The organism is Lysobacter sp. Soil_C_59, from assembly GCF_057656415.1.
The window spans coordinates 666517-691400 of sequence record NZ_JBDGKK010000002.1 but is presented as its reverse complement, the minus strand read 5'-3'; the positions used below and the strand labels follow the sequence as shown (position 1 = coordinate 691400).

Sequence of the window (24884 nt, the reverse complement as noted above, 5' to 3'; positions counted from 1 at the left end):
GCCTCTTCGGCCTAGGCCGACGTCAGTTCCGCATCGTGATCCTGCCACTGGACGCAATTGCCGCCCATGCGCTTGGCCCGGTAAAGGCCTTCGTCGGCACGGGCGTACCAGTCGTTCCAGTCCTTGGCCGGATCGACCAGGCAGGCACCGACGCTGAGCGGACACATCAATGGGGCGCCATGCGCCATCTGCATCAGGCCCTGGGCGGTGGAGACGACGAAGTCGGCGAAGCGCATCACCTCTTCGCGGTTTTCGGCCACCATCAGCAGGCAGAACTCGTCGCCGCCAAGGCGGCAGGCGAGGTCGTCGGGGCCGGCGACCGAACGCAGGATGTTGGCCACGCCCTGCAGCACGCGGTCGCCAATAAGATGACCGTGCTCGTCGTTGACCTGCTTGAAGCGGTCGCAGTCGATCAGCAGCAGGCCCATCGTGTTGGGCATGCCGAGCTTGCGGAATTCCTGAAGGTGCAGGGTCAGGCCGCGGCGGTTGTAGAGGCTGGTCAGCTCGTCGGTGCGGATCAGCTCTTCGGTCTGGTTGAGCTGGTGCGTGGCGGCGTAGAGGCTGTCGAGTGCGGACTCCAGCTCCTCGTTACGACGGCGCAGGCGACGGATCAGGCTCTGTTCGTTGAGCACGACGCGAAGGATCGCGCGGCGCAGGAAGTACGACACCAGGCCCGGGTCGCAATCGACCAGGCGCTGGAATTCCTCATGGCGCAGTTCGATCAGCAACCCGTCGCTGGCGGCGACGGCATCGGCGCTGCGGACGTGGTCGCCGATCAGCAGTCCGAGTTCGCCGAAGAATTCGCACGGACCCAGGCGCTTGCCGACGAGGTCTTCGCCGAAGTCGAGGTCGATGACACCGCGTGCGATCACGAACATGGTCGTGCCCAGTTCGCCGCGACGGAACAGCACCTGCCCTTCCTGGATGCGGCGCGAGCGGCCGATCTCGGCGAACAGTTCGTATTCCGAATCGGTAAGCACCGCCGTCGCCACATCCGCCGACGCCGTGCTGGGACTGCCTGCGATGAAGGTTTCGCGGCTGTGTATGAGTGCCGCGCTGTCGCGATTCATCCCACGACCCCGGTCCGTGGTGAGGCTGGAGAATAGCACCTGAACACGACAATCAACGGTGAAAAGGGGGTCTGGAGGACGGCTTCCGGTCGCCCCGCGGACCGGTGCAGGGGTGCAAGCTGAGCAGGGCTTGAGGTGCTCAGGAAAGCCTCAAAGCAGGCTTTTCCCGGGTTCCCCCCTTCGCCAGGCAAAGGGGAGAACGTGGTAACCGAGACTTTTTCTTAGGCTGCCGCGGCACGCTTTTCGTGGAACTGCTCTTCCTCGGTCGAGCCCTTCAGCGCCACCGTCGAGGACTTGCCGCCCTGGATGGTCTGGGTCACCGCATCGAAGTAACCGGTGCCGACTTCGCGCTGGTGCTTGACCGCGGTGAAGCCCTTTTCGGCCGCAGCGAACTCGGCTTCCTGCAGCTCGACGAACGCGCTCATCTGGCGGCGGGCGTAACCGTGGGCGAGGTTGAACATGCCGTAGTTGAGGCTGTGGAAACCGGCCAGGGTGATGAACTGGAACTTGTAGCCGTAGCCGGCGATTTCCTTCTGGAACCTGGCGATGGTCGCGTCGTCGAGGTTCTTCTTCCAGTTGAAGCTGGGCGAGCAGTTGTAGGCCAGCAGCTTGCCCGGGAACTTCGCATGGATCGCCTCGGCGAACTTGCGCGCGAACTCCAGGTCCGGCTTGCCCGTTTCGCACCACACCAGGTCGGCGTACGGCGCGTAGGCAAGGCCGCGGCTGATCGCCTGGTCCAGGCCGTTGCGGGTCTTGAAGAAGCCTTCGACCGTGCGCTCGCCGGTGATGAACGGTGCGTCGTTGGGATCGATGTCGGAGGTGATGAGGTCGGCGGCTTCGGCGTCGGTGCGGGCGACGATCAGCGTCGGCACGCCCATCACGTCCGCGGCCAGGCGCGCGGCGACCAGCTTCTCGACCGCTTCGCGCGTCGGCACCAGCACCTTGCCCCCCATGTGGCCGCACTTCTTGACGCTGGCCAGCTGGTCTTCGAAGTGCACGCCGGAGGCACCGGCCTCGATCATGCCCTTCATCAGTTCGAAGGCGTTGAGCACGCCACCGAAGCCGGCCTCGGCGTCGGCCACGATCGGCTGCAGGAAGTCGATGTCGCCGCTGCCTTCGGCGCACTGGATCTGGTCGGCGCGCAGCAGGGTGTTGTTGATGCGGCGCACGACCTGCGGCACCGAGTTGGCCGGGTACAGCGACTGGTCGGGGTACATCTCGCCGGCGATGTTGGCGTCGGCGGCGACCTGCCAGCCCGACAGGTAGATCGCCTTGAGGCCGGCCTTGACCTGCTGCATCGCCTGGTTGCCGGTCAGCGCGCCGAGCGCATTGACGAACGGTTCGCTGTGCAACGAGGCCCACAGCTTGTTGGCACCGAGCTTGGCGATGGTGTGCTCGACCGGCACGGTGCCGCGCAGGCGCACGACATCCTGGGCGCAGTACGGGCGGTCGATGCCGGCCCAGCGCGGGTTGGTGGCCCAGTCGTGGCGGAGTTGTTCGGCGGTGTGCAATGCGGTGGTCATGGCGGTGCCCTCTGCTCGTTTCTTTTTTGAAGCCCTCCCCTTCAAGGGGAGGGTTGGGTGGGGATGGGTCAGCTGCGTTGCGTCAGTCGAGTCGTGCGTAAGCCGGCAAGGTCAGGAAGTCCTCCAGCACGTCAGCGTGGGTAAGGCGGTCGAGCACGCCGATCGCTTCGTTGATGCGGCTGGCACCGGGCAGGCGGGCGCGGTCGCCCAGGCGGCCGGGCAGGTTGAGGAAGGCGCGTTCGAGCAGGGCGAAGTCGACCGGCGTGCCGTCGTCCAGGTGCAGGCCGTCGCTGTGCAGCCACTGCCACAGCTGGGTGCGGGCGATCTCGGCAGTTGCCGCGTCTTCCATCAGCCAGTGGATCGGCACGCAGCCGTTGCCGTCGAGCCAGGCGGCGAGATAGCGCACGCAGACCTCGACGTTGCCCTCGAACCCGGCGCGGCTGATCGTGCCCAGCGAGGGCTTGATCAGGTCGTCGCGCGTGGCCCATACGTCTTCGCGCAGCACGTGGCGCTGATTGGGCGTGGGCATGCGCTCGTCGAAGATCTCGCGTGCCAGCGGGATCAGCGCCGGGTGCGCGACCCAGGTGCCGTCGTGGCCGGCAGTGACTTCGCGCAGCTTGTCGGCGCGGACCTTGGCCATCGCGACTTCGTTGGCCGCTTCGTCGCCGCTGATCGGGATCTGCGCGGCCATGCCGCCCATCGCGTGCGCGCCGCGCTTGTGGCAGGTCTGGATCAGCAGTTCCGAGTAGGCCTTGAGGAACGGCTGGGTCATCGTGACCTGGGCGCGCTCGGGCAGCACCTTGTCGCGGTGCCGGCGGAAGGTCTTGATGTAGGAGAAGACGTAGTCCCAGCGGCCGCAGTTGAGGCCGGCGATGCGCGTGCGCAGCGCATGCAGGATCTCGTCCATCTCGAATACTGCCGGCAGCGTCTCGATCAGCACGGTGACCTTGATCTGCCCCGGCGCCAGGCGCAGCTCGCGCTCGACGTGGTCGAGCACGTCGTTCCACAGCTGCGCCTCTTCCATCGACTGCAGCTTGGGCAGGTAGAAATAGGGTCCGCGATCCTTCGCGGCGAGCACGTCCGAGTTGTGGAAAGCGAACAGGCCCAGGTCGAACAGGCTGGCCGACATCGGCTCGCCGTCGATGCGGACGTGCTTTTCGTCAAGGTGCCAGCCGCGCGGGCGCACCATCAGGACGGCCTGCTCCTCGAACGGGCGCAGGGTGTAGTGCTTGCCGGTGCTGCCATCAGCGCCGACGGCGGTGAACTCGAGGTTGCCGGCGACGGCCCCGATCAGGGCACGCTGGCCGGCGATGAGGTTGTCCCAGGTCGGCGAGGTGCTGTCCTCGAAGTCGGCCATGTAGACCTTCGCGCCGGAGTTGAGCGCGTTGATGACCATCTTCGGGTCGACCGGGCCGGTGATCTCGACGCGGCGGTCGAGCAGGGCCTGCGGCAGCGGTGCCACTTTCCAGTCGCCATGGCGGATGGCGGCAGTGTCGGCGCGGAAGTCGGGCAGGCCGCCGGCGTCGAAATGCGACTGGTGCGCCAGGCGGACGTCGAGGCGCGACTGGCGGGCGGCCTCGAAGCGGCGGTGCAGTCCTGCCAGGAACCGGAGCGCGGCGGGGGTCAGAACCTGGTCCTGGCCCTCGGCCTGGGCCAGGACTTCCATATTGCCCTCGGCGATCTCCTGGATATTGCCGTCTTGGATCTTGCCGTCTTGGATCTTGCCGTCCTGGATCTCGCCGTCTTGCCGCTTGGCCATCACTGCCGACATGCCTGTAACTCCGTGGTCACCTTGGAGAGTCACCATGCGGCGGCGTGTGTTATTTGACAATCAAGATTTTTCAATGCTAATCATTACTTTCCTTAATAAGCATTGAAACCATGGCCACCCAGCCGCCTTCCAGCCCGCGGTTCGCCTACAAGGGGGACCGGCTCAAGCCCCTTCGTGCGTTCTGCCAGACCGCCCGCCTGGGTTCGGTGTCGCGGGCGGCCGAGGCGCTTTACCTCAGCCAGCCGGCGGTGACGCTGCAATTGCAGGCGCTGGAGCGGGAACTGGGGGTGCGACTGCTGGAGCGCAGCGGCCGGCGGATCACATTGACCCGCGAGGGCCAGGAGCTCTACGAGCTGGCCCGGCCGCTGGTGGAGGGCCTGGACGCGCTGGATTCGGTGTTCCGCGAGAAGATCCGCGGCCTCGATGCCGGCGAACTCAATGTCGCGGCGGGCAGCTCGACCATCCTTTATCTGCTGCCGCGGATCGTCGAAGCCTTCCGCGCCGCCCACCCGGAGGTGCGGCTGACCCTGCATAACGTCACCGGCGCTGGCGGCCTGGACCTGCTGCGCTCGGACGGGGTCGACCTGGCCGTGGGCTCGATGCTGGATGTCCCGGCCGACCTCAGCTACGAGCCGGTGTACCGGTTCGAGCCGATGCTGATCACGCCGCGAGACCACCCATTGGCGCGCAAGGAGGACCTGCACCTGCAGGACCTGTCGCCTTATGGCCTGATCCTTCCGCCCCAGCGGTTGACCACCTACCGCCTGATCGACCTGGTGTTCCAGCAGAACCGGGTGCCATACACGGTGGCGCTGGAGGTCGGCGGCTGGGAGGTCATCAAGCAGTACGTGGCGATGGGCCTGGGAATCAGCATCGTCACCGCGATCTGCCTGACCGAGGCCGACCGCGAGCGGCTGTCGGCGCGGTCGCTGGCGGAGTACTTCCCGTCACGGACCTACGGAGTCGTGGTCCGCAAGGGCAAATATTTATCACCGCAGGCCCGGGCATTTACAGAATTAATAAAGCCGGCGCTGTTCGAGCGCGGGGACTACTACTCGACCGGGCAGTCTGAACGCTGAGCGCACCTGCGCCGACTAGGCGTCGTGGTTCTTGCCCTTCGACACGCCGCGGTACCAGTTACGGATGCGGTTGAAGTCGCTGTCGAAGTCCTCGCCCAGGTCGAACGGCGGGCCGATCCCGATCACCTTCTGGCCGTAATGGAAGTACGCCGGCACCACCGGCACCGCGGCGGCCTTGGCGATTCGCCAGAAGCCCGGCTTCCAGCGCTCGACGGCCCGGCGCGTACCTTCCGGCGCCAGCGCATACCAGAGCTTGTCTGCGTCGCGGATCATCCGAGCCGCCTGCTCGACCACTCCATGGGCCGCCTTGCGATCGACCGGGATCACGCCGAGGTGGCGCATCAGGGCGCCCATCACCGGCAGCTTGAACAGCGAATCCTTGCCCAGGACCTTGAGGTCCAGGCCCATCGCCATCTTCGCGGCGAAGCCCCAGATGCCATCCCAGTTGGACGAATGCGGCGCGCCGATCAGGACCAGGCGCGGAATGTCGGGGAAGGCACCAACCATGCGCCAGCCACCGGCGCGGAGGATGGCGCGGCCGAGCCATCGCGTGAAGGCATTGGGTTTGACCCGCGGCGCGTTCGGCGGCAGGTCCAGAACGCGCTGGTCGAGCACGCGGTGGTCGTCAGTGTCGGCCATTGGCCCCTCGTGGCTGGTGCGCTTTCATGGTGCTCTGCGGCCTTTCAGTCCCGGTTCGTCAATCCCAATCGCGAACGACGCGACCGCGCTTGATCGTACCGCGTTCACGCTTGCCGCTCAGCCGCCGCTCCTTGCTGGCCCTGGTCGGCCGCGTCGCCACGCGCGGGGTGGGCGCGAACAGTCCGGTGGCGATGAAGGCCGCCAGGCGTTCGCGTGCATCCTCTCGATTGCGGTCCTGGGTGCGGAAGCGCTGGGCGCTGATCACCAGCACGCCCTCGTCGGTGATGCGACGGTCGCGCTTGGCCAGCAGCCGCGCCCGCACCGGCTCGGGCAGCGACGGCGAGCCGGCCAGGTCGAAGCGCAACTCGACCGCGGTTGCGACCTTGTTGACGTTCTGCCCACCCGGACCGGACGAGCGCACGAAACGCTCGACCAGCTCGTCGTCGGGAATGGTCAGGTTGTCGCTGATCTCGAGCATGGCGAGAACTTTAGCAATGCCGCGGTCGCCCAGGACCAATCGGCCATTGTCCGATAGACGCTGCGGCAGCGGGAAGGCGAAGATGCCTGCCTCTCAAGGAGGAAACCCGATGAAGCGATTTGTCCTGGCCATGCTGCTCGCCCTGTCCACCCCGCTCGCCTTCGCCGCTTCGCCCAGCGACGCGCAGCTGGACAAGCTGCTCGAGGTGATGCGCGCGCGCAGCACGGTCGACGCGATGCTGCCGATGGTGGAAGCGTCCCAGCAGCAGATGATCGACCAGCTGACAGCCAACAAGGACCTCAACGCGCAGCAGCGCGAAACCTTGCAGCGCATCCTCGCCCGTTCCCGCACCAGCATCCGCGACGCGCTGGCCTGGAAGAATCTCGAGCCGATCTACATCGACATCTACCGGCAGACCTTCAGTGCAGAAGACGTCGAGGCGATGGTCGAGTTCTACGGCAGCGCTACCGGCCAGCGGCTGCTCGACAAGATGCCGCAGCTGGTTCAGCACACCATGACGGCGATGCAGAAGCTGATGGTGCCGATGCTGCAGCAGCTGGAGAAGGACGTTGCCGCCGAGGTCGAGGCGCAGCGCGCGCAAGCCGGCGCCAGCAACTGATCAATCCGCAGGGGCGTCGGCGAACAACGCCAGCGCCTTTGCGAACTCGGCATCCGACGGCGCGGTCACTTCGATGCGCCGTCCATCGAGCGGATGCACGAACGCCAGCCGGCGCGCATGCAGCAGCATGCGATGGATGCCGAGCATGCGGAACTGGCGGTTGTGGCGGCCGTCACCGTGGCTGGTGTCGCCGATCATGTGGTGCGAGAGGTGCTTGAGGTGGCGGCGGATCTGGCGGAAGCGCCCGGTTTCCGGTTGCGCGCACAGCAATGCGTAGCGCGACGTCGGGAAGTTGGCCGACGGCAGTTCCAGCTCGGTCGTCGCCAGGCGGGTGAATCGGGTAATGGCCGGTTTCTTGAGCGGCTTGCCCGGACCGCCATCGAGCGGATAGTCGACGACGAAGCTCTCCTCCGGCCAACCGCGGCAGATCGCCCAGTAGTCCTTTTCGACCTCGCGCGACATCAGCACCTTGCCCAGCGTCGACGCGCTCTCGCGATCGAAAGCGAGCAGCAGGCAGCCGCTGGTGGCGCGGTCGAGGCGATGCACCAGGAAGATCGGCTTGCCGAACTGCTCGCGCAGCCGGTCGGCGGCGAAGTCGGTTTCGCCGCGCGCCAGCGCGCTGTCGTGGACCATCAGGCCGGCAGGCTTGTTGACCACGGCCAGTTGCTCGTCGGCGTAGAGGATGTCGAGGGCTTCTGGCACCTCCTGCGTGGGCAGGAGGTCGGTAGGCGTCGAGGTATTCATTTCGTTACTCGAAGGCAGCTTGCCTCCCCTGCATTCGCAGGGGGAGGAGCAAATCAGGAGCGGCGCGGCCAGGCGGCCAGCAATGCCCAGATGCCGCCCAGGCCCGCGATCCAGGCCGCGGCCGGGATCGACCACAGCAACGGGCCGCCCGCTTCCAGGCCGTACAGCACCGTGGCGCAGATCAGCAGGCCGACGCCGAGCACGGCGGAGACCGTGCGGCGCTGGGCCGAGCGGATCGAACGGTTGAGCTCGGCGAGGTCGCGCGAATGCAGGTGCAACTCGGACTTGCCCTCGACCTGCTGCGTCAGCCAGGCGTGCAGCAGGCGCGGCATTTCCGGTGCGTGCGTGACCAGCTCGGGCAGGCGCTTGCGGAATTCGCTGGCCAGGCGCTGAGGGCTGTAACGCTCGACCAGGATCTTCGTGAGCACCGGCCTCGCCACTGCCCAGATGTCGAGCTTGGGGTCGAGCAGGCGGCCGACGCCTTCGATGTTGAGCAGGGTCTTCTGCAACAGGATCAGCTGCGGCTGCAGCGTCAGCTCGTAGCGCTGCGCGGTGCGGAACAGCTTCAGCAGCACCTCGGCCAGCGAGATCTCGCTCAGCGGGCGGGTGAAGTACGGCTCGCAAACCGCGCGCGCGGCTGCTTCCAGCTCGTCGATGCGGATGTGCGACGGCATCCAGCCGGCGCGCACGTGCAACTCGGCGATGCGGCGGTAGTCGCGGTTGAAGATCGCCATGAAGTTCTCGGCGAGGTAGTACTGATCCTCGTCCGAGAGCTGGCCCATGATGCCGAAGTCCAGCGCGATGAAACGCGGGTTGTTGCGCCGCGCCGGATCGCTGTCGACCCAGATGTTGCCGGCGTGGGCATCGGCATGGAAGAAGTTGTCGCGGAAGACCTGCGTGTAGAAAACCCGCACGCCCTTGGCGGCGAGCGCGTGGCGGTCGATGCCGGCCTCGTCGAGCGCCTCGATGTCATCGGACGGTATGCCGCGCACGCGCTCGAGCGTCAGCGCGCGCTCGGCGGTGTGCGACCAGATCACCTCGGGCACGTACAGGTCGTCGCTGTCGGCCCAGAACCGGCGCAGAACGCTGGCGTTTGCGCCTTCGCGTTGCAGGTCGAGCTCGGCGGCGAGCGTGTTCTCGATCTCTTCGACGATCGCGCGGGGGCGGATCTTGTCGGCGCTGGGATGGGTGCGATCGACGATCCCGGCGACTGCCTTGAGCAGGGCGATGTCGCCGCTGATCTGTTTCTCGATGTTCGGTCGCAGCACCTTGACCACGACTTCGCGCGAGACTCCATTGGCATCGGGCGGCAACGTCGCCGCGTGCACCTGGGCGATCGAAGCGGAGGCCAGTGGAGTCGTGTCGAACTGGGCGAACGCTTCGCTGACCGGACGCTCCAGCGCGCGCTCGACGATCAGCCGCGCGGCCTCGCCGTCGAACGGGGCCACCCGGTCCTGCAGCAATGCCAGTTCCTGCGCGACATCCGGCGGCACCAGGTCGCGTCGCGTCGACAGGATCTGTCCGAACTTGACGAAGATCGGCCCCAGTTCCTGCAGTGCCAGGCGCAAACGCGCACCACGCGGTTGCGCCGCGATCTCGGCCGAGGCGCGCGGCACGAAAGGCCGCGCCAGCTTGAGCCAGGGTTCGACCGGGGTGTCGTCGAGCAGATCGTCGAGGCGGTATCTCAATAGCACCCGGCCGATGCGCCATGCACGGAACACAGGCTTCATGCACCGCCCCCGTCACGCGCCCCGTTTTGCACGCGCAAACGGCCCACGCGCGCGGCCAGGCGTTCGACGTCGTCACGCAGGGTGTCGACGTCGTCGTGGAAGGCGTTGAGTTCCTCGCGCGGGATCACGTCGCGCGATTCCTCGGTGACGTACTCGGCGGCGTTGCCGGCGAAGGCACCGGCGGCGCCGCGGGCGTGGCGCAGCCCGGCGGCGAACGAGTTGGCGATCTGCACACCGAGGACTTCACCGAAGACACTGACGAACGGCTGCTGCCAGTCCGGATCGAAACGCTCGGCCAGGCGCTGCAGGCGGCGCGCCAGTTCGGCGTCGCCTTCGATTCGCAGTTTGCCCACCGGCGGGGCGTCGTCGTTGCGCAGGAACGGCAGCTGCGACAGCAGACCTCCCAGGGTGCTGCGGACTGAAAGGTCGGGTTCGCCCTCGCCCTCGATCGGCCCCACCTCGAGCCGTTCGCCGGCCACGCGCACCTGCAGCGCCAGCGGCGGCGAGGCCACGCGCAGGGCGACGCGGCGCCCGTCGAGGGTGCGCAGTCCGTCGCGGGTGTCGGGGTCCAGTGCCAGGGCGCGATTGAGCGCGGCCTCCAGGGCACGGCCGGCAATGGGCTTGAGCGCGGCCAGCGCCGAGGGGGCCGGGTGTGTGGATGGGTCTGTCATCCCGTCATTGTAGCCCTGCCCCTGTGGTCCCCAATGCAGGACGGCCAGGGCCCAATGCGGGGGCCCTGGCCGTCCGGGTGACAACGATCATGCGCTGATCAGACGCGTCTGCCGCGCAGCATCGAAACGATGGCCAGGATCAGGAAGACGACAAAGAGGATCCAGGCGATGTTGCTGGCCGTGCCGGCGATGCCGGTAAAGCCCAGCACAGCGGCAATGATCGCGATGACGAAGAACACCACTGCGTAGTGCAGCATCGAAAACCTCCGGCGACTTGCGCCTGATGGGTGTATCCCGATCCTGCATAGGCATTCGTTTTCAGTGGGTGACGGCCGCGTGTTCCATGCATGCGGCCTTCAGCCGGGTGAGCCCGTCGTGAATGCTCACGCGTGGCACGTAACCGAAGTCGCGCTTGGCCGGCGCCATGTCGTACCAGTGCGTGGTGCTCAGTTGTTCGGCGAGGAAGCGCGTCATCGGCGGCTCGCCCTTGAGTGGCAACGCATGCCACAGGCCTTCGCAAAGCACGCCTGCGACGTAGGCGGCGCGGAACGGAATGGTCTTGGTCACCAGCGGCGCACCGGCAGCCTGCAGCAGGCCGTTGATGATCTCGCGCACGGTCCTGGGTTCGCCGTTGCTGATGAAGTAGGGACGCCCGGCGCAGGCCGCGCCCGGGGCAAGGTGGTCGAAGGCATCGAAATGCGCCTGCGCTGCATTGTCGACATACGTGGTGTCGATGCGGTTCTCGCCGTCGCCGACGAAACGCAGGCGCCCGGCTTTGGCGCGATCGACCAGCCGTGGCAGCAACTGGTTGTCGCCCACGCCCCAGATCAGGCGTGGACGCAAGGCGATGGTGGCCAGCGAGGTGTCGTTGGCGGCGATCACGGCACGCTCGGCGATCTGTTTCGTCGCCGCGTACGGCGCCTTGAGGTGATCACCGTAGGGCACGTTCTGCGCGGTGCCGCCCTCGACCGGATGGGTGGCGCGATGGGTGACGCTCGGCGTGGAGGTGTAAACCAGTCGGCCGATGCCGTGCGCGCGGCAGGCGGCAATGACGTTGTCGGTACCCACGACATTGGCCAGGTGGTAACTCTCGTAACTGCCCCAGGCGCCGGCCTTGGCGGCGTTGTGGAATACCGCGTCGCAACCGCGTGCGGCAGAAACGATCGCATCGCGCTGGGCAAGGTCGCCCTGCAGCTGGGTCACGCCCATGGCGTCGAGCGCGTCGTAGCGGCCACGGTTGAAACTCGTGACGTCGTAGCCGCGCGCACGCAAGCCGCGGCACAGCGCCTGCCCGAGGAAGCCACCGCCGCCGGTTACCAGGATCTTCATTCGTGTGTGGCCTTTGCCGACGCGTTGTCGCTGTGTGTGGATGGTGTATCGCTATTACACATCGGAGCGAAGCACCGCGTCACGATTTCAGTAAGACGCTAGCGACTCAACTTCGCCGCGGCCCACACCGCCAGCTTCTCCCGCCCAATCTTGGCGTTGTGGCGGATATCGACCGGGAACCTGGGATGCAATGCGAAGTGGTCGATGCCGGCGGTGTGCCGCTGCGTCTGCCCCAGGGCGCGCAACTCGCTTTCGATACGCGGCCACTGCCCGGCATCCACGCCGGGCTGCAGCTCCACGCACAGCACCGGCCGCTGTGATCCGGACGTACCGAGCCCGACCAGCGCCGTACGCCGCACCTGGCCGTGGATGTTGAACACCGGCTCGACCTGCTCGGTGTACAGCGGCCCCTGCGCGGTCTCCACCCGGTGCGACTTGCGACCGCAGAACCACAGCCGCCCCTGCGCATCGAGATAGCCGACATCGCCCATGCGGTGCACGACGCGTTCGCCGCCAATGGCCAGCGGCTCACGGATCTTGGCCAGGCGCGTCTGCGCCTCACGGTTGAAGTACTGGTCGGTGACGCTGGGGCCGGCCACGGAGATTTCACCGACGACGCCGGCGGCGACTTCCAGGTCGTCCGACCACTGCGCGATCGCATCGTCACTGATGCCGATGATGCGGACCTCGTTGGGCGCGACCGGGCGACCGACGCAGGTGCCGGCGCCGGTTTCGGTCGCAGTGCGCGTGGCCTGCAGTTCGCGACCTTCGATGACGGCCACGGGCAGGCATTCGGTGGCGCCGTATGGCGTCCAGAACTGCGCGTCGTCGGGCAACAGCTCGCGCATCCGTGCGACCACGTCGGCCGGTACCGGCGCGCCGGCGGAGGTCACCCGCTTCACCGTCGGCAACGGCGCGCCGTGGCCGGCAAGCACGGCCATCAGCGCCGGCGAACCGAACAGCTGGTCGACGCCGAAGCGGGCAATGGCGTCGTGCAGCTTGCGCGGGTCGGCCAGCGCCGGCTTGGTCGGGTCCATGTCGGGGATGATCGAGGTCAGCCCCAGCGCCGGATCGAACAGCGCGAACGGCGGGAAGGTCGGCAGGTCGACGCCACCGGCACCGATGCCGAAGGCGTCGCGGAGCATCCCGATCTGGGCGACGAAGTGGCGGTGGCGGTAGACCACGCCCTTGGGAATGCCGGTCGAACCGCTGGTGAAGAGGATCGCGGCGACGTCGTCGGGTTCGGTCGCGGCCAGTTGCGATCCAACGCCGGTGCCGTCGGCCTCGACCCGCGCCAGGGTGGCGTCGGCCAGCCAGGCGCGCCTCCCGGTGGTGATCCTGACGGTCGCCGACCGGGCCCAGCCCAGCACCACCCGGGCCACCTGCGCCAACGGGATGCCGATGAACGCCTCCGGCCGGGCCTCGTCCAGGCACTGCCGCAGCGCGCGCCGGTCGATGCCCGGATCGACCAGCACCGGCACCGCGCCGGCCTTGAACAAGGCGAACATCAGCAGGAAGAACTCCGGCGACGGCCGCACCATCACCACCGTCCGGGTGCCGCGGACGATCCCGCGCCGGGCCAGGCCGGCGGCGATGGCGTCGCTGCGGGCGTCCAGCTCCCGGTACGTCAGGGTCAGGTCGAACCGCGCCAGGCCGTCGGGACCGCGCGTGCCGGGGCAGCGCATGGCCACCCGGTCGGGGAATTGAGCCGCCAGACCGGGCAGCGACGCGGCGATGTTGCAGGGGGTGCTCATCCGTTCATTTTGACCGTTATGCACAGCGCTTGCGTCGCGCTGGCAAAGCCTCAGAATCGCGCCCCCGAACTGCTGTTTCCGGACCCCGTCCGCCCATGCAACACCCCTGCCTGACTTGCGGCGCCTGCTGCGCCTTCTTCCGCGTGAGTTTCCACTGGTCCGAGGCCGACCCGGAGCTCGGCGGGCGGGTACCGCTGGAGCTGACCGAATCGCTGCGCTCGCACGAGCGGGTCATGCGCGGCACCTCGCAGGCGAAGCCCAGCTGCATCGCGCTGGACGCCGACATCGGCCGCTACAGCCGCTGCAGCATCCACGACCGGCGCCCGTCGGTCTGCGCGGCGGTGCCGGCGTCGTGGGAGTTCGGTGCCGCCAGCGTGCAATGCGACAAGGCGCGCGTGGCCCATGGCCTTGCGGTACTCACGCAGGACGACTGGACGGGCGTCGGCGAGGCAGAGAAGAACCCGCTGCCGGTACTGTGAGTCAAAGCGGCTGCGTGTCCAGGAACTTGCGGATCTGCGGCACCAGCACCTCGGCCTTGTCCTCGAGCACGTAGTGCCCGGCATCCTCGAACGCATGCACCTGCGCCTGCGGCAGCGCATCGGTGAAGCCCTTGAGGAAATGCCTGTCGAACACGAAGTCGCGCAGGCCCCAGCCGATGAACGTCGGGCGATCTGCGTATTCGGGCAGCTTGCGCCCCATCGCCTGCACCAGCGGCCAGGCGGCATCGCCCTCGCCCAGCGGGATGTCCTGGACAAAACGCGAAGTGGCGATGCGATTGGCCCAGGTGTCGTACGGCGCCAGGTAGGCGCGGCGGACGTCGGCGGGCATCGCGTCTTCGACGCCGACCCGCGCGGTGACGGCGGCAAAGGCGTTGAGGCCGCGGATCATGCCGGTGCCCAGCGCCGAATCGCGACCCAGTCGCAGCGACTTCGGCAGCGGCTTTTCCGCCGGCAACGGGAAGGCGCCGGTGTTGAGGATGACCAACCGGCGGATCTGCGCCGAATGCTTCAGGCCCCAGCCGAAGCCGATGCCACCGCCCCAGTCGTGCACCGCCAGCGTCACCGGACCGGTCACGCCCAGTGACTGCAGCAGCGTTTCGACGTCGTCTATGCGCGATTGCAGGGTATAGCGGTAGCCCGGGCTGGCGCCGGCGGCATCGTCGGGCTTGTCCGACAGGCCCATGCCGACATGGTCGGGAACGATGCATCGATAGCGATCGCGCAGACCCAGCACCAGCCGGCGCCAGTAGTAACTCCACGACGGGTTGCCGTGCAGCATCACCACCACTTCGCCATCGCGCGGGCCTTCGTCGAGATAGCTCATCCCGATGTCGGGTCGGACCTGGAGGCGCTGCGGGGTGAAGGGGTAGTCGGGAAGCGGGAGATCGATCGTCATGGCGGCTCGGTGGCGCTCGCGGGAGGCCGCAAGCCGGGAACAAGCCGCCATTATCCCGTGCCGGGGCGGCTGTGCGCACTTCCCGATGACGTAGCCCTCACGTTGATGAGCCGTGACCGGCGCAATCACCGCGAATTCACGGTCACGCAACCGGCCCCGCAACACGATCGGGTGGATGACAGCCACCAGGAGCGTGTCATGACCGACCATGTGCTCACCGGCGAAGTCTCCAACAGCAAGGTCGCCGCCGTACTCGACAGCAAGGCCGCCGCATTGCAGGCGGCCGATACCATCCGCCGCACGCTGCACCTGAAGGACAGCCAGGTGCGGGTGGTTTCTCCGCACGATCCGCGTGCAGGCAAGAAGCTCGAGCCGGAGAGCCAGGGCATCTTCTCGACGATGCTGCGCGCGCACTTCTGGCTCGGCCTGCTCGGTGCGGGACTCGGTGCCGTGCTGTTCGGCGTGCTGTGGACGCTGCGCATACCTTTCATCGTCAACTCGGCCGCGTACGCGGCCGGCGCGATCATCTTCTTTGCCGCGGTCGCGGGCCTGATGTTCGGTGGACTGGTCACGCTGCGGCCGGATCACGATCTCTACATCCTCAAGGTGCAGGACGCACTAGGGGAAGGTCGCTACGCGGTCGTCGTGCATGCGCTCTCGCACGCGCAGCGCACGCAGGTGGCCGAGCTGCTGCGTAGCGCCAGCGGTGAGGTCATCACGACGTTGTAGGCCGCTCGTGCGCTGTGCGCACGAGGTAGCAGTCGCCGATCCTTCCACCCGGCAGGATTCGTGCCGGCCGTCGAGGCTCCGTAGCGCGTGTGTTTACGCCGCTTGGCCTGCGCCCTGATCGTTCCGCGTAACTCTTTTGCGTCGATTCCAATGCCGCCCCCCGGCGGTCGCGTCGCAGCGACGCGTCCTCTGATGCAAGGAGTCCACCATGAAGTCCCCCCGGAAACATTCGCCCCGCTGGTTGTTGGCGGGTGTCCTGCCCTTGGTTGTTCCATGCCAGGCACTGGCCGACGCCGTGACTGACTGGAATGCCACCACCAACCAGGTCGTCGGCGCGGCAGGGGGCCCGCCGCAGCAGTTCCGCGTGTTCGCGATGGTCCACATCGCCATCCACGATGCTTTGAATGCGATCGATCCGCGCTACAGGACCTATGCCGTGGTCGGTGCCGGCAATCCCAATGCATCGCCCGATGCGGCCGTCGCTCGCGCAGCGCGCGATGTGCTGCTGGCGACGCTGCCGACGCAGGCGGCGACCATCAACATGGCCTACACCAACTTCATCTCCGCGCTTCCAGCCTGTCCTCCGGCGCAGGCGGCCTGCATCAGCCAGGGCGAGACCATCGGCGCCGCAGCGGCGGATGCCATCCTCGACATGCGCGTCCTCGACGGCTCACAGACGCCGCACGTGCCGTACACGCTCGGGCCGGGCCCTGGCGTCTACCAGCCGACGCCGCCGACGCCGCCTGCACCCGCGCCGTTCCCGCAGTTCGGTGGCTGGGGCAATGTCGAACCCTTCGCGTTGAACAATGCGTTGCAGTTCAACCCGGGCAAGGCCGCCATGCTCAACATCAAGACCACGGCCTATGCCAAGGACTACAACGAAGTCAAAGCGGTCGGCAGCGCTGCCATCCGCAATGCCGCACCCGATTCCGAGCCGAGCCGCATCGCGCGCTTCTGGCCTGGCGGCGGCGGCAACCTCAATGGCGTCGCCCGTGTCATCGTCGCCGACTACGACTTCGACCTGTGGGAGCACGCGCGCCTGTTCGCGCTGATGAACATGGCCATCAACGATGGTCTCGTCGCCACGTTCCGGGTCAAGTACACCCACAACTTCTGGCGCCCCTACACGGCCATCCACTGGGTCGATGACGGCAACAAGGCCACGCAACCCGACGCTACCTGGACGTCGTACATCGTCACGCCGCCGTATCCGGATTACACCTGCGGCCTTCCCAACACCGTGGGCTCCTTCGCCGGCGCGCTGCGCGAGTTCTTCGGCACGGACAAGGTGCCCTTCACCATCACCGCCACCGGGCTTCCGCCTTCGGTCACCCGCAGCTACACCAGCCTGTCGCAAGCGGCCGATGAATCCGCGGATGCGCGCGTTTATGGCGGCATCCACTTCCGCACCGGCTGCGAGGCCGGGGTGAAGCTGGGACAGAAGGTCGGCAAGTTCGTGGCCACCACGCAGTTGCGTCCGCAACCCAGGCGCCATTGAGTCATCTGTCAGCGGCGACCGGACCGGCCGCCAGCGCCGGTCCGGTCACTGCGATTTCATCCGTTCCATGCGGCGACCGGCGTAGCGTCGGTGCCCCTTGCTGATGCGTGATGGAGAGCGGGAATGGCGACGATCAAGGCATGGGCCGCCCAGGGTCCCGGCCAGCCGCTGGCCGTGCAGGACCTGGACCTGGGACCACTCGGCGCGGAAGAGGTCGAAGTGGATGTCGAGTACTGCGGCATCTGCCACTCCGACCTGTCGATGCTCGACAACGACTGGGGCATGACCCGGTACCCGCTGGTGCCCGGCCATGAGGCGATCGGCCGCGTTTCGGCGTTGGGCAGCCAAGCCAAGGGACTGCAGGTGGGCCAGCGCGTCGGCATAGGCTGGACCGCGGAAACCTGCATGCATTGCCGCGAATGCCTGTCCGGCGACCAGAATCTCTGTCCCAACGGCACGCCGACCATCGGTGGCCACCACGGCGCGTTCGCGCAGAAAGTGCGTGCGCACTGGGCCTGGGCGATTCCGGTTCCCGATGGCCTCGATGTCGCCAGCGCCGGTCCGCTTTTGTGCGGCGGCATCACTGTCTTCAAGCCCTTCCTGGCCTACGACATCAAGCCGACGATGCGCGTGGGCGTCGTGGGTATTGGCGGCCTTGGCCACATGGCGATCAAGTTCGCCGCCGCCTGGGGCTGCGACGTCACCGCGTTCACCTCCACTGCGGCGAAGACCGACGAGGCGCGTGGATTCGGTGCGCACCACGTCGTCGCCAGTCGCGACTCCGCCGCGATCGCTGCCATCGCCGGCAGCCTCGACCTGTTGCTGGTGACGGTGAACGTGCCGATGGACTGGGACGCCATGGTCGGCACGCTCGCGCCCAAGGGCCGCATGCACGTGGTCGGTGCGGTGCTCGAGCCGATCCCGGTGGCCGCCTTCAGCCTGATCATGAAGCAGCGCGAGATCTCGGGATCGCCGACCGGTTCGCCGACCGACATCGCCACGCTGCTCGACTTCGCCGCCCGGCACGACATCCGGCCACAGGTCGAGACATTCCCGATGAGCAAGGTCAACGAAGCGCTGGCGCACCTGCGCGAAGGCAAGGCGCGTTATCGCATCGTGCTGGACGCGTCGGCGATCTAGGTGTCGATCTGGCGGGTGATTTGTGCGGATCTGATCCTTTGCGCGCCAGATCACCGTTCGCTAACGCAGCCGAATCGTCGGCGTGGGAGCATCGGGTCATCCACGCATCCGGAGATCCGCATGAAGAAGTTCATGGCTGTCTTCACCGGCACGGCATCCGCCCGCGAGAAGGCCGAGCGCGAGCTGAAAGACGATGCCGCCCGCAACGAACGCGATCGCCAGGGCATGCAAGCGTGGGGCCAGTGGATCGAAACCCATCGCGACGCCATCGTCGACATGGGCGCGCCGTTGGGTCGCACCAGGCGCGTCGGCCGCGATGGCGTCAGCGACATCAGCAATGCCCTGGCGGGCTACACGGTAGTGCAGGCCGAATCGTACGAAGCGGCGGCGAAGATGTTCGAGAACCACCCGCACTTCACCATCTTCCCGGGAGACGCGGTTGAAGTGATGGAGTGCCTGCCGATTCCGGGCAGCACGGGCTGATGGCCAGGAGCAACGTCCATGGGTTCCCGCCTTCGCGGGAATGACGGGACTCAGCGCAGCAAAAGAAAACCCGGCGCATGGCCGGGTTTTCTGTTTCGCGGACTGCGGTGGCTGTTACCAGACCACTTCCGCCATCGAGCAGTTCAGGCCCGAGCCGATGCCGAGCAGCGCCACGCGCGTGCCCTTCTTCAGGCGGCCACCCTCGCGCAGCTTGCTCAGCACGATCGGCACCGAGGCCGGACCGATGTTGCCGTGCTCGCCGAAGATGGTCATGACCTTCTTCGGGTCGATGCCGAAGGCCTTGAGGAAGGCCTGGGTGTGGGCCTTGCTGACCTGGTGGATGACGAATTCGTCGAGCTCCTCGACCACCCAGCCCATCGCCGCGCGGGCGGCGACGAAGGTGGTCTTGGCGAGCTTGAGGCCTTCGATCATCAGCATGCGGCCGTCGGCCACCATGCGATCGTGGTGCAGGTCGCCGCGGCACAGCTGGTTCCACTCGGTGGCCGAGCGGGTCACGCTGCCGCGGTAACGCGGGGCGCCCGGAGCCAGTTCGGTACGTGCCAGCACCATCGCCGCGGCACCGCTGCCGAGGGTGAGCGTGGCCATTTCGTCGCGGAACTGTTCCTGGGTGACATCGTCGCGGCTGAGGCGCTCGAGGGTCTTCTCGTAGGCCAGGTCCGCGGTCTCGCCATTGACGACCAGGGCGTAGTCGATCTCGCCGCGCTCGATCATGCGGCTGGCGATGTCCATGCCGTTGAGGAACGCCAGGCAGGCGTTGGCGACGTCGAAGTTCTGGCAGGTGTTCGGCAGGCGCAGGTTGCCCGAGACGATGGAGGCCGTGGACGGCTCCAGGTAGTCGCGGCTGACCGAGGTGCTGACAAGCAGGCCGACGCGATCGGCGTCGATGCCTGCGTCAGCCAGTGCCTTCACGCCTGCAAGCGTGGCGGCGTCGGAAGCGCGGACTTCGCCGTCCCACAGACGCCGTTCGCGCACACCCGCCACTTCTTCGAGCACGTTGTAGTTGATGCCCAGACGATCGAGCGTGGGCTTGAGACGCGTGTTGATCTCGTCCGAAGTCAGCCGGCGAGGAGCGTCGATATGTGCGAGGCCGGCGATTGCGACGTGCTGGAACAACATGATGGTCTGACCGAGACGGATGAACACACCATGTTAACGCTTTATCGGGCAAGCCACCATTCGGTGGCGTGTGGTAGCCCGCGCCGGCGACGAACGGCGAGGCCCGGATCAGCGCCCGATCGGATAGGTCTGGGCGCTGCCGCCGGCCCCGGGGGCCTTCGCAGCGGCGCTCCCGGCGGCGCAACGCCATGCGGCGAAGCGTTGCGAGCCATTGAGGGGCTCGCCCATTGGCTGAACGGTATCGGCTTGGAGGCTCGGCGCCTCGTTGCGCGCAAGCGTTTCCAGTTCTTCGCGAACGCGCAACTGATTGCGGTCGTAGAAGGCCACGCTGTTCTTGACCGACACCTCGACCTCACCGCGCTTCTCGCAGCCGGCCGGCGCGCTGCTGCCGTCGATCACGCGCACCGAGGACGCGCCCGGTGCCATCTGCACCCAGGTGCATCCACCCATCGCAACCGCACAACCCACTGCCAGGACCGTAGCCCACATCGACTGACGCATTGCCTGCTCCGAATGATGACTGAGTACGGCACGGCGCAATCGGCTACCGGCCACTCGACCGGCGCGATTGTCGCCTCACACGCTCACGTTGTGAATGAGACGAAGTGAATATGGACTGAGGCGGCGGTCGCGTTTCGACGCAAACCGACCGCCTCCGTAGGAGCGAGCTTGCTCGCGAACAGACCTTCACGCAGCCGATGCGCCTTTTCGCGAGCTAGCTCGCTCCTACGAAAACCCCTCCCCGTGGGAGGGGTTGGCGACTACTACTTCGCTTGGCCGTCGGCGTCCAGGACCTGCACTTCGCCCAGCTTGAGCGCGCGCACCGGCTGCTCGATCTGCTTGAGATCGCCGACCACCACCCAGGTCAGTGCATCCGGATCGATAGTGGCAGCGGCCGCCTTGACCTGCTCGGGCGTCAGCGCCTCGATCTCGGCCTTGCGCTTGAACACATAGTCGTCCGGACGGTCATAGCGAACGATCGCACTGATCGCACCGAGCACCGCCGAGGCGGTCTCGAACGAACCGGGCAGGCCGCGGATCTCGGTGGCCTGGATCTTCGCCACCTCTTCCGCGGTCGGCGGCTTCTGCCCGCTGGAGTACGCGCTGATCTCGCGCTGCAGTTCCTTCAGCGAGTCGGCGGTCTTGTCGATCTGCACCGGGGCGAAGGCCATCCACGGACGCTGGCCGAGCGAGTTGGCCGAGAAGCTGTAGGCGCCATAGGCCCAGTGCTTGCTCTCGCGCAGGTTCATGTTCAAGCGCGAAGAGAACTCGCCGCCCAGCACCGAATTGGCGATGTCGAAGCGGACCGAGCTGGGGTCCCTGGTCGAGGGCACGACTTCGCCGGCGAAGATGTTCGCCTGCACCGCACCGGGCTGATCGATCAGGAACACGCGCGGCGCCTTCGGCCTGGCCACTTCGCCGATCGTCGGCTTGGCCGGCGCCTCGCCGGTGCCCTTCCAGTCGCCCAGGTGCTTGTCGAGCAGCGGCACGATTTCCTTGAGCGTGGTGTCGCCAACAACGATCAGCGTCGCATCCTGCGGGCGCACCCAGGCCTGGTGGAACGCAACGAGGTCGTTGCGGCTGAGCGAGCCGATCGACTCCTCCGTGCCGCTGCCGCTGAACGGCATCGCGTACGGGTGGCCCTGGCCGTACAGCAACGGCGGCAGCACGCGCAGCGCGGCGCCGTTCGGTCGCGCCTTTTCCTGCTTGATGCCGGCGATCCACGATGCCTTGACCCGGTCGATCTCCTTCTGGTCGAAGCGGGGCGCGCGCAGCATCTGCGAGAACAGGTCGATCGAGGGGACCAGGTTCTCCTTCAATGCAGACAGGTACACCTTGCTGCCATCGAGCGAGGCGCCGGCTCCCATGCTGGCGCCGAGCGATTCGACGCGGTCGCCGAACTCCAGCGAATCGAGCTTGCCCGCGCCCTCGTCGAGCATGCCCATGGCGAAGCTCGACGTGCCCAGCGTATGCCCCTGGTCGGCACTGAACCCGCCGAGGAACTCGTAACTCATCTGCACGACCGGAATGTCATGGCGCTCGGCCAGGATCACGCGCGTGCCGTTCTTGAGCATCGCGCGCTGCAACGGGGGGAACTTCAGGTCGGGGAACTGGCTGGTCACCGGCACGCCCTTGCTGCGGTCGACCGTGCTCGGCGTGGTGGTGAACTTCGGATCCACCGGCGGCAGCGTCAACGGCGCCGGCGTCACCGACGGGTCCTCGGCGATCACCGTGCGCTCGCCCGGCACGACCAGCAGGGTGTGGCTGCCCTTGGTCAGCCACTTGTTGCCGATCGCCTTCAGGTCCTTGGGGGTGGCGGTCTCGATCACCTTGAGGCTGTCGCGGAAGCAGCCCGGGTTGCCGGAGTACACGGTGCACTCGGCCAGCGCGTCGGCCTTGCCGCCGAAGCCGCCGATGCGCTCGATGCCGCGGACGAAGCCGGCCTTGAACACGGTGCGGGCCTGCTCGACCTCGACCTTGCTCGGGCCGTCCTTGAGCAGGCGCTTGATCTCCTCATCGATGACCGCTTCGACCTTGGCCGGATCCACGCCCTCCTTCACATCGGCGGTAATCAGGAAGCTGGAACTCAACTGCGAGCCGTAAGCCGAGGCGGAAACGCTGTCGACGATCTTGTCTTCGTGCAGCAGGCGACGGTCCAGGCGCGAGGACTTGCTGCCGCCGAGCACCTGCGCCAGCAGTTGCAGCTGGTCGATGTCGGTGGTGCCGGTCTCGGCGACGTTCCAGACGCGGTAGATGCGCGACTGCGGCACCTTGTCGGTCATCGTCGCGCGGGTCGACTTCTCCAGCGGCGCGACGTCGACCTTCGGCTGCGCCATCGTCGGCGTGGCCGGGATGTTGCCGAAGTACTCGGTGACCTTCTGCTTTGCGGTGGCCAGGTCGATGTCGCCGGCGAGCACCAGCACGGCGTTGTTCGGACCGTACCAGGTGCGGAACCAGCCCTTCACGTCCTCGAGCGAGGCGGAGTTGAGGTCGGTCATCGAGCCGATGGTGCTGTGGTGATAGGGATGCGTCTTGGAATACATCGCCTTGCCCAGCTCGTCCCAGACCTGGCCATAGGGCTGGTTCTCGCCCTGGCGCTTCTCGTTCTGGACGACGCCGCGCTGCTCGTCGAGCGTGGCCTGGTCGATCGCGCCGAGCAGGTGGCCCATGCGGTCGGATTCCATCCACAGCGCCATGTCGAGCGCGGTGGTGGGCACGTTCTGGAAGTAGTTGGTGCGGTCGGAGTTGGTGGTTCCGTTCTGGTCGGTGGTGCCGACCAGCTCGAAGGGTTCGAAGAACTCGCCACGGTGGTTTTCCGAGCCGTTGAACATCAGGTGCTCGAACAGATGGGCGAAGCCCGTGCGACCGGCCGGCTCGTCCTTGCTGCCGACGTGGTACCAGATGTTGACCGCGACGATCGGCGCCTTGCGATCGGTGTGCACGACCACCCGCAGGCCGTTGGGGAGCGTGAACTCCTCGTAGGGAATGTCCACGGTCGACTTGGGCGCGGCCAGCACGGACGGTGCGAAACCGGTGCCGGCAACGGCCGTGGCCAGGGCGACGGCGAGGACCGCGGCGCGCGGTCGGAAGATGGCGGTCATGGAACACTCCTGATCGGGTGACGCCCGGACTCCCTTGTCCAGGTGGAAGCCTGCATCCTAGGCCACAGGCGAAGACAGGCAACAGGCCAAAAGTCCCGTCGGACCGGTTTGGACGGGCAACGACCCGGCATCGGGCCAACCCGGCACACTGCGGCCCCGGGCCATACACTGGCGCCTTCGTCGCCAGGGATGACCGCCATGAGTGGTTCTGATCCAGATTCCGCGCTTCCCCGTCGCTGCCTGGTCACCGGCGCCAACCGCGGCCTCGGCCTGGAGTTCGTTCGCCAACTGCTCGCCCGCGGCGACCGCGTGATCGCCACCAGCCGCCACCCGGGGCGCGCCCATGCCCTCAACCAACTGGCCGGCGAGAACCCGGGACGCCTGCACGTGTTGCCGCTGGACGTGGCGGAGCCGAAGACCCATGCCGAACTTGCCCGCGAAATCCCGCTGGTCACCGACGGCATCGACCTGCTGATCAACAACGCCGGCGTGCTGCATTCGGGCGAGCGCTTTGGTCATGTCGCGCCAGCGCAACTCGATGACAGCCTGCGCACCAATGCCGCCGGCCCGTTCCTGCTGACCCAGGCGCTGGCGCCGCACCTGGCAGAAGCGGCCAAGGTCGCCAACCTGTCGTCGATGCTGGGCTCGATCGCCTCGGTCGACGGTTTCCACACGCCGACCTACGCGATTTCCAAGGCGGCGCAGAACATGGCGACGGTGCTGCTGGCCCAGGCCTTGCGCGAACGCGGTATCACCGTGATCGCCCTGCACCCGGGCTGGGTACAGACCGACATGGGCGGCAAGGGGGCGCAGGTGACGCCGGCCGATTCGGCGAGTGGTTTGCTGGGCGTCATCGAATCGGTGGGGCTCGCCGACAGTGGACGTTTCATCGACTGGCAGGGCAATGCGTTGCCGTGGTGAAAATGTCCGTAGGAGCGAGCTTGCTCGCGACCCGTAACGCCGATCGCGAGCAAGCTCGCTCCAACAACACAACGATCCTCAATGTTCGACGTCATCCTCTTCCAGCCTGAAATTCCCCCCAACACCGGCAACGTGATCCGCCTGTGCGCCAACACCGGCGCGCGACTGCATCTGGTCCGGCCGCTCGGCTTCGACCTGGAAGACCGCCAGCTCAAGCGTGCAGGCCTCGATTACCACGAGTACGCCACGCTGCAGGTGCATGACGATCTCGATATGGCATTGGCGGCCATCGCCCAGGCCAACGGCATGCCGCCACGATTGTTCGCCCTGAGCACGCGCGGCACGACCCGCTTCGATGGCCCTGCCTACGGCACGGGCGACGTGTTCCTGTTCGGCCCGGAGACACGCGGCCTGCCGGCCGAGGTGCTCGATCGCGTACCGGCGGCGCAACGGCTGCGCCTGCCCATGCGGCCGGACAACCGCAGCCTCAACCTGTCCAATGCGGTGGCCGTTGTCGTGTTCGAAGCCTGGCGGCAGCACGGATTTTCCGGCGGCCAGTAAAGGCGTGTCGC

Annotated in this window: 23 protein-coding genes and 1 pseudogene; 9 read left to right on the top strand and 15 right to left on the bottom strand. The window is 67.1% G+C overall.

All coding sequences use genetic code 11. From position 1 onward, the window contains the following. Positions 1 to 11: 11 nt before the first annotated feature. From AC3A3Q_RS06595 to aceB, 3 genes are all read right to left on the bottom strand, one after another. On the bottom strand, positions 12 to 1070 hold the full coding sequence (locus tag AC3A3Q_RS06595; protein WP_487585461.1) for a GGDEF domain-containing protein: 1059 nt from the start codon (positions 1068 to 1070) through the stop codon (positions 12 to 14). Positions 1071 to 1291: 221 nt separating this feature from the next. Beyond that, positions 1292 to 2593 (bottom strand): isocitrate lyase, encoded by a 1302-nt coding sequence (gene aceA, locus AC3A3Q_RS06590; RefSeq protein WP_487585460.1) that lies wholly within the window; start codon positions 2591 to 2593, stop codon positions 1292 to 1294. Positions 2594 to 2675: 82 nt separating this feature from the next. Beyond that, a complete protein-coding gene (aceB, locus tag AC3A3Q_RS06585) occupies positions 2676 to 4259 on the bottom strand; it encodes a malate synthase A (RefSeq protein WP_487585522.1) in 1584 nt (527 codons plus the stop codon). 215 nt (positions 4260 to 4474) lie between these two features. Here aceB and AC3A3Q_RS06580 point away from each other — a divergent pair, with 215 nt between their 5' ends. Next, on the top strand, positions 4475 to 5443 hold the full coding sequence (locus AC3A3Q_RS06580; protein WP_487585459.1) for a LysR family transcriptional regulator: 969 nt from the start codon (positions 4475 to 4477) through the stop codon (positions 5441 to 5443). A 15-nt stretch (positions 5444 to 5458) separates the two neighbouring features. Here the strand turns inward: AC3A3Q_RS06580 and AC3A3Q_RS06575 are convergent, their stop codons facing one another. Both AC3A3Q_RS06575 and arfB read right to left on the bottom strand, forming a co-directional pair. After that, complete coding sequence (locus AC3A3Q_RS06575; protein ID WP_487585458.1) at positions 5459 to 6082, bottom strand: 1-acyl-sn-glycerol-3-phosphate acyltransferase; 624 nt, start codon at positions 6080 to 6082, stop codon at positions 5459 to 5461. 58 nt (positions 6083 to 6140) lie between these two features. Next, entirely contained in the window at positions 6141 to 6560 is a 420-nt protein-coding gene (arfB, locus tag AC3A3Q_RS06570) for an alternative ribosome rescue aminoacyl-tRNA hydrolase ArfB (protein WP_487585457.1), read from the bottom strand. A gap of 109 nt (positions 6561 to 6669) precedes the next feature. Between arfB and AC3A3Q_RS06565 the strand changes: the two genes are divergently transcribed. Further along, positions 6670 to 7179, top strand: a complete 510-nt coding sequence (locus tag AC3A3Q_RS06565; RefSeq protein ID WP_487585456.1) for a DUF2059 domain-containing protein — start codon at positions 6670 to 6672, stop codon at positions 7177 to 7179. Here the strand turns inward: AC3A3Q_RS06565 and AC3A3Q_RS06560 are convergent, their stop codons facing one another. The 6 genes from AC3A3Q_RS06560 to oleC all read right to left on the bottom strand — a co-directional run bounded on the left by AC3A3Q_RS06560 (position 7180) and on the right by oleC (position 13407). Next, complete coding sequence (locus AC3A3Q_RS06560) at positions 7180 to 7923, bottom strand: pseudouridine synthase (protein ID WP_487585455.1); 744 nt, start codon at positions 7921 to 7923, stop codon at positions 7180 to 7182. A 53-nt stretch (positions 7924 to 7976) separates the two neighbouring features. After that, the gene (gene ubiB / locus AC3A3Q_RS06555) at positions 7977 to 9653 is read right to left on the bottom strand and encodes a ubiquinone biosynthesis regulatory protein kinase UbiB (protein WP_487585454.1); all 1677 of its coding nucleotides are present in this window, start codon (positions 9651 to 9653) and stop codon (positions 7977 to 7979) included. Further along, positions 9650 to 10324 (bottom strand): ubiquinone biosynthesis accessory factor UbiJ, encoded by a 675-nt coding sequence (locus AC3A3Q_RS06550; protein WP_487585453.1) that lies wholly within the window; start codon positions 10322 to 10324, stop codon positions 9650 to 9652. Before AC3A3Q_RS06550 ends, ubiB begins: the two co-directional genes overlap by 4 nt. A gap of 98 nt (positions 10325 to 10422) precedes the next feature. After that, a complete protein-coding gene (locus tag AC3A3Q_RS06545) occupies positions 10423 to 10581 on the bottom strand; it encodes a DUF1328 domain-containing protein (RefSeq protein ID WP_200608293.1) in 159 nt (52 codons plus the stop codon). Positions 10582 to 10642: 61 nt separating this feature from the next. Beyond that, positions 10643 to 11653: a 2-alkyl-3-oxoalkanoate reductase gene (gene oleD / locus AC3A3Q_RS06540; protein WP_487585452.1), complete on the bottom strand. Its 1011-nt coding sequence runs from the start codon at positions 11651 to 11653 to the stop codon at positions 10643 to 10645. A 98-nt stretch (positions 11654 to 11751) separates the two neighbouring features. Next, on the bottom strand, positions 11752 to 13407 hold the full coding sequence (gene oleC / locus AC3A3Q_RS06535; protein WP_487585451.1) for an olefin beta-lactone synthetase: 1656 nt from the start codon (positions 13405 to 13407) through the stop codon (positions 11752 to 11754). Between the two features lie 95 nt (positions 13408 to 13502). On the opposite strand from oleC, the gene AC3A3Q_RS06530 reads away from it, so the two are divergent. Beyond that, complete coding sequence (locus AC3A3Q_RS06530; protein ID WP_487585450.1) at positions 13503 to 13886, top strand: YkgJ family cysteine cluster protein; 384 nt, start codon at positions 13503 to 13505, stop codon at positions 13884 to 13886. A 1-nt stretch (position 13887) separates the two neighbouring features. On the opposite strand, the gene AC3A3Q_RS06525 is transcribed toward AC3A3Q_RS06530, so the two are convergent. After that, positions 13888 to 14802: an alpha/beta fold hydrolase gene (locus tag AC3A3Q_RS06525; protein WP_487585449.1), complete on the bottom strand. Its 915-nt coding sequence runs from the start codon at positions 14800 to 14802 to the stop codon at positions 13888 to 13890. Positions 14803 to 15000: 198 nt separating this feature from the next. On the opposite strand from AC3A3Q_RS06525, the gene AC3A3Q_RS06520 reads away from it, so the two are divergent. From AC3A3Q_RS06520 to AC3A3Q_RS06505, 4 genes are all read left to right on the top strand, one after another. Further along, positions 15001 to 15531 (top strand): hypothetical protein, encoded by a 531-nt coding sequence (locus AC3A3Q_RS06520; protein ID WP_487585448.1) that lies wholly within the window; start codon positions 15001 to 15003, stop codon positions 15529 to 15531. A 295-nt stretch (positions 15532 to 15826) separates the two neighbouring features. Beyond that, positions 15827 to 17029: a vanadium-dependent haloperoxidase gene (locus AC3A3Q_RS06515; RefSeq protein ID WP_487585447.1), complete on the top strand. Its 1203-nt coding sequence runs from the start codon at positions 15827 to 15829 to the stop codon at positions 17027 to 17029. A 123-nt stretch (positions 17030 to 17152) separates the two neighbouring features. Beyond that, positions 17153 to 18169: an NADPH-dependent aldehyde reductase Ahr gene (gene ahr, locus AC3A3Q_RS06510; RefSeq protein WP_487585446.1), complete on the top strand. Its 1017-nt coding sequence runs from the start codon at positions 17153 to 17155 to the stop codon at positions 18167 to 18169. A 120-nt stretch (positions 18170 to 18289) separates the two neighbouring features. After that, positions 18290 to 18652, top strand: coding sequence for a YciI family protein (locus AC3A3Q_RS06505; protein ID WP_487585445.1), 363 nt, complete (start codon positions 18290 to 18292; stop codon positions 18650 to 18652). A gap of 114 nt (positions 18653 to 18766) precedes the next feature. Here AC3A3Q_RS06505 and AC3A3Q_RS06500 read toward each other — a convergent pair whose 3' ends face one another. The 3 genes and pseudogenes from AC3A3Q_RS06500 to AC3A3Q_RS06490 form a co-directional block, all read right to left on the bottom strand. Next, entirely contained in the window at positions 18767 to 19789 is a 1023-nt protein-coding gene (locus AC3A3Q_RS06500) for a 3-oxoacyl-ACP synthase III (protein WP_200608278.1), read from the bottom strand. A gap of 180 nt (positions 19790 to 19969) precedes the next feature. Beyond that, positions 19970 to 20278, bottom strand: a pseudogene (locus AC3A3Q_RS06495) (DUF4156 domain-containing protein); the annotation flags it as partial. A 275-nt stretch (positions 20279 to 20553) separates the two neighbouring features. After that, a complete protein-coding gene (locus tag AC3A3Q_RS06490) occupies positions 20554 to 23391 on the bottom strand; it encodes a M16 family metallopeptidase (protein ID WP_487585444.1) in 2838 nt (945 codons plus the stop codon). 198 nt (positions 23392 to 23589) lie between these two features. Here AC3A3Q_RS06490 and AC3A3Q_RS06485 point away from each other — a divergent pair, with 198 nt between their 5' ends. Both AC3A3Q_RS06485 and AC3A3Q_RS06480 read left to right on the top strand, forming a co-directional pair. Continuing rightward, positions 23590 to 24312: an SDR family oxidoreductase gene (locus AC3A3Q_RS06485; protein ID WP_487585443.1), complete on the top strand. Its 723-nt coding sequence runs from the start codon at positions 23590 to 23592 to the stop codon at positions 24310 to 24312. 81 nt (positions 24313 to 24393) lie between these two features. Next, a complete protein-coding gene (locus tag AC3A3Q_RS06480) occupies positions 24394 to 24873 on the top strand; it encodes a tRNA (cytidine(34)-2'-O)-methyltransferase (protein WP_487585442.1) in 480 nt (159 codons plus the stop codon). The last annotated feature ends 11 nt before the right edge of the window (positions 24874 to 24884 follow it).

Excerpts from the sequence above, each read along its gene's own strand:
- aceA (WP_487585460.1), bottom strand. The coding sequence starts at position 2,593 with ATGACCACCGCATTGCACACCGCCGAACAACTCCGCCACGACTGGGCC.
- aceB (WP_487585522.1), bottom strand. The coding sequence starts at position 4,259 with ATGGAAGTCCTGGCCCAGGCCGAGGGCCAGGACCAGGTTCTGACCCCC.
- AC3A3Q_RS06485 (WP_487585443.1), top strand. The coding sequence starts at position 23,590 with ATGAGTGGTTCTGATCCAGATTCCGCGCTTCCCCGTCGCTGCCTGGTC.
- AC3A3Q_RS06490 (WP_487585444.1), bottom strand. The coding sequence starts at position 23,391 with ATGACCGCCATCTTCCGACCGCGCGCCGCGGTCCTCGCCGTCGCCCTG.
- AC3A3Q_RS06480 (WP_487585442.1), top strand. The coding sequence starts at position 24,394 with ATGTTCGACGTCATCCTCTTCCAGCCTGAAATTCCCCCCAACACCGGC.
- AC3A3Q_RS06565 (WP_487585456.1), top strand. The coding sequence starts at position 6,670 with ATGAAGCGATTTGTCCTGGCCATGCTGCTCGCCCTGTCCACCCCGCTC.
- ahr (WP_487585446.1), top strand. The coding sequence starts at position 17,153 with ATGGCGACGATCAAGGCATGGGCCGCCCAGGGTCCCGGCCAGCCGCTG.
- AC3A3Q_RS06500 (WP_200608278.1), bottom strand. The coding sequence starts at position 19,789 with ATGTTGTTCCAGCACGTCGCAATCGCCGGCCTCGCACATATCGACGCT.
- AC3A3Q_RS06575 (WP_487585458.1), bottom strand. The coding sequence starts at position 6,082 with ATGGCCGACACTGACGACCACCGCGTGCTCGACCAGCGCGTTCTGGAC.
- AC3A3Q_RS06530 (WP_487585450.1), top strand. The coding sequence starts at position 13,503 with ATGCAACACCCCTGCCTGACTTGCGGCGCCTGCTGCGCCTTCTTCCGC.
- AC3A3Q_RS06520 (WP_487585448.1), top strand. The coding sequence starts at position 15,001 with ATGACCGACCATGTGCTCACCGGCGAAGTCTCCAACAGCAAGGTCGCC.
- AC3A3Q_RS06580 (WP_487585459.1), top strand. The coding sequence starts at position 4,475 with ATGGCCACCCAGCCGCCTTCCAGCCCGCGGTTCGCCTACAAGGGGGAC.
- AC3A3Q_RS06545 (WP_200608293.1), bottom strand. The coding sequence starts at position 10,581 with ATGCTGCACTACGCAGTGGTGTTCTTCGTCATCGCGATCATTGCCGCT.
- AC3A3Q_RS06595 (WP_487585461.1), bottom strand. The coding sequence starts at position 1,070 with ATGAATCGCGACAGCGCGGCACTCATACACAGCCGCGAAACCTTCATC.
- AC3A3Q_RS06550 (WP_487585453.1), bottom strand. The coding sequence starts at position 10,324 with ATGACAGACCCATCCACACACCCGGCCCCCTCGGCGCTGGCCGCGCTC.
- AC3A3Q_RS06505 (WP_487585445.1), top strand. The coding sequence starts at position 18,290 with ATGAAGAAGTTCATGGCTGTCTTCACCGGCACGGCATCCGCCCGCGAG.
- oleC (WP_487585451.1), bottom strand. The coding sequence starts at position 13,407 with ATGAGCACCCCCTGCAACATCGCCGCGTCGCTGCCCGGTCTGGCGGCT.
- AC3A3Q_RS06560 (WP_487585455.1), bottom strand. The coding sequence starts at position 7,923 with ATGAATACCTCGACGCCTACCGACCTCCTGCCCACGCAGGAGGTGCCA.
- AC3A3Q_RS06525 (WP_487585449.1), bottom strand. The coding sequence starts at position 14,802 with ATGACGATCGATCTCCCGCTTCCCGACTACCCCTTCACCCCGCAGCGC.
- arfB (WP_487585457.1), bottom strand. The coding sequence starts at position 6,560 with ATGCTCGAGATCAGCGACAACCTGACCATTCCCGACGACGAGCTGGTC.
- oleD (WP_487585452.1), bottom strand. The coding sequence starts at position 11,653 with ATGAAGATCCTGGTAACCGGCGGCGGTGGCTTCCTCGGGCAGGCGCTG.
- ubiB (WP_487585454.1), bottom strand. The coding sequence starts at position 9,653 with ATGAAGCCTGTGTTCCGTGCATGGCGCATCGGCCGGGTGCTATTGAGA.